The 3,252-nt window shown below is 47.3% G+C and carries 2 protein-coding genes; one reads left to right on the forward strand and one right to left on the reverse strand.

Annotated features, from left to right (window positions below):
* Nucleotides 1-1,418, forward strand: a 1,418-nt coding sequence (locus tag LD28_RS23645) for a ComEC/Rec2 family competence protein (RefSeq protein WP_206538743.1), incomplete at its 5' end; no start/stop codon positions are given.
* A gap of 555 nt (nucleotides 1,419-1,973) precedes the next feature.
* Here the strand turns inward: LD28_RS23645 and LD28_RS23375 are convergent.
* Nucleotides 1,974-3,252: hypothetical protein (locus LD28_RS23375; RefSeq protein ID WP_206538744.1), on the reverse strand; the 1,279-nt coding region annotated here is incomplete at its 5' end.

The raw sequence follows: 3,252 nt of genomic DNA on the forward strand, positions 1-3,252 counted from the left end.
CAATTGACATCACATGGCTGAACGACCAAGCAAAAAAAGATCCGCGATTTGACATCAATAGTCCAAAGAAAGCAGCTGCGGCATGGAAGCGCCAAGTTTCCCCTGCACCAGGAACTCCAAGCATCTTTGAAAGCGCCCCACTATTTCGCATTGAAGTAGAATTAGATGCCGGAACAAATCCATTTGGACTTTCATTCTTGCCTGACTACGAAGGGGTAGATACGAACACTGGTGCGCAAGCATTGGAGGGCGAATGGTTTAGGTTCGAGGTGTCTTCAACCGACCATAAAGGCTTCACGCCTGCACTAATCTATCCGGGCTTATTCGCACCATCAGTTCGCGCATTTGTTAAGGGAATGATGCCGGCACCTGTTCATGCCGATGCACTGAAAAGAATATTCTCGCTACAGCATTTTCAAAAGGTATCGGAGGTTGACCTTCAAGAAACCCTCAAGAAAACTAACGCAGACATGCTCGCTGTCTACGATGTCGGGCAGGGAAACGCAAACGCTTTACTCAAGTCGAATTCATTAGACTCTTGTCATCCGCTACCATCGCTCTACTTTGACCTTGGTGCTGGGGTATACCGTAACAAGCACACGACGCCGGCGCCCCTGCTTTTCTGCTTTACACTCTGCCCGCCAATTATACTGTCACACTGGGATGCAGATCATTGGGCTGGTGCGTACGCGACTGCAGTCAGTACTCCGCCAACTTATCCCGCACTTTTGCGTACATGGATTGCACCGCTACAAACTGTCGGGCCACTACACATTGCCTTTGCAAATGACATCATTGCCCAAGGTGGTAGACTCTTCATCTACAATCCGCGCCCAAGAATTGTTGCTACGGTCGCACTCCCCAAGAAAAAAAGCCTCCGATTGGCACTTGGCACCGGAAGTGGCAGAAATAACTCCGGAATTGTTGCCGTAGTGGAGAACCAAAATTTAAAATCTAGTAGAACCTGGCTACTAACTGGCGACTGCAACTATATGCATATTGCCCCCTCATTAGCGCCTACGAACCCTATTGCTGTGGTAGTCCCTCATCATGGAGCAAACCTTAATGGAGGGGCCGCTGCGCCAAATCCATTCCGCGGAGTGGACCGGTACTGCCGCCTGATCTATTCGTTCGGCCCCGACAATGCACACGGGTCGACAGGGGTACGCCACCCGACACAAAACGCAGCGTCACTACACATCATGACTGGATGGGTTCATGGATCATGGCACGTGCCTACTCCGGCTGAGACGATACCGGCCTTCTACGATGATGTCAGAGCGACCGCGCAACATACTACTGCTGGAGTTGTCGGTGCGCATCTTGGCGGTATCCTTGTGGGCTGGAGCAAGCAGCCCATAGCATTCAATCCCCCGTGTAGTGGAAAACAGTGCACCACAACGCCAAAACAGGTTTAGAGGTAGTCCAAATATGTGTCTGTCGACGGCTAACGACCTTGGTAGTTTCTCTAAGCATGAATTGCATTTGCGCAGGAGGGGGGCGACAGCCCCTCCTAAAAGAGAGTCGGCTGTACTTGGTGCTCAACATATTGACAGACTGTGCATCAACACTTGAACAACATCATAGGAATATGCGCTATTGCCAACCACCGGTGACACTAGTCGCAAATGTCTGTAGGTCTGTTTCTGGTGTAGGACGTGGCCTGATAAAAGTCAACTTCCTGCCCAGCAGAGACATTTGGCGTCAAGTCACCAATGCCCGCAAATGCTGCAGAACAGTCCGAGCTTTCAACCGCAAAAAGATGACAAATCACTCAAATTACACCACCAAACAAAACCCGAATGGACAGCCAGTTGGATAATGCATACGACCGTGGTATTGGTGCCACCATTTTGGTGACACCTAGTTAGATGCCCATTGAAATTAAAAACTATCGTGTCTTTAGTGCCATTTATTAAATTTTTTCAAAAGGATCATATTCCCTGCCATCAAAAAAACAAACTAATTACCGTTCAATATTTCGACTTCATACTTCTAACTGTAAGGTCGATCGTTATCACTTTAATAGCGACAACTCTAGGATAATTGTTAGCGATAGTCAGCCAATAAGACTCTAGTGCTTCAGCCAAATTTTGGAGTGTAACTAGTTTGTCATCAATCTGCCAGTTCAATTGACTAGACCTCCCCTGCCAAATCAAAAGCATGACACCACAACCTGCTGTTTCTTCACGTAGATAGTCCCCGACAAGCTGATTACGCAGTCGCTCACAGAGTGCTGGGCCAGACCAACCTTTATCAAGAACCTTCAACTCAATTGGGACAGCAGAGTTCACCTGCGGACTCTGTAACCAAATATCAGGTCTCTGTCTATTTGGAAACTCGTTTTCTTGAGCGCAGCTATATCGCCCCAAAGACTTACCGTTAAGCCAACCTGCCACTAAGTTTCGCATCTCGGTTTCCCCGTCAACCCTCTGCCAAGTTTGGTAGGGACTATCATTGCCACGTTCGATCCAAGCTTTCAAATCAATCAAACGGTCAACGGCGAGATCGAAAAGCTGCGCATGTGTCGTTGGAGTTCTCACTTGAGATCGGTCATAATCCCTTACTTGTTGTGCCGACCACGGTTCTAGATCAGCATCTTCTTCAGCACGCTTGTAAGCGAGCTTCTGCATCCAAGGGCGATAGTTGGCATCCGGATGATCCTTCGCTAATTCTGTCAGAGCAACATATGTCTCCTTACCAGGTATTTCGGATAACAACCTAAATAGGGTATCTCGGCCATCTTGTGCATCGTCACGCAGCCCTGGTGAGTAGACGCCCTTACCCGCACGATCGATATCATCCTGTGCTCGAATGTATCGATGCATAAGAACGTAAAGTGCCTTGAGATGTTTGACATTGCGGAAGGAAAAGCGGCTGACTCTAATTCTTGAGGTTTGTCGCGTCCCCATCAAGTTAGTTATAAATAGTTGTGCCTCATGAGATGCTTCTTTCTCTGGAAGACTAGATAACCATTTCTCGACAGAGGGTATCGCGTCTTCAGCATTAATATCTACCCATAGAGCAAACCACAGTGATACTTGCTCTTTTAGTTCACCAGTGTAAATTTTTGATCTAGCTAGCTTAGAAAGAGTTGCATCATCTATATTTCCGCTCATTATAATATCAATACTATAAAGTAACTTAGCGGTGTTCAGGATGTCGTGTTGCTCAATCCAAGTAATAATGGATGGGGCTAAATATTGATGTAACCAAGAGGCGTAGTATACCAAATCATGCAGAATATAGTGC

This window comes from Aeromonas finlandensis, from assembly GCF_000764645.1.
GTDB classification, from domain to species: Bacteria; Pseudomonadota; Gammaproteobacteria; order Enterobacterales; family Aeromonadaceae; genus Aeromonas; species Aeromonas finlandensis.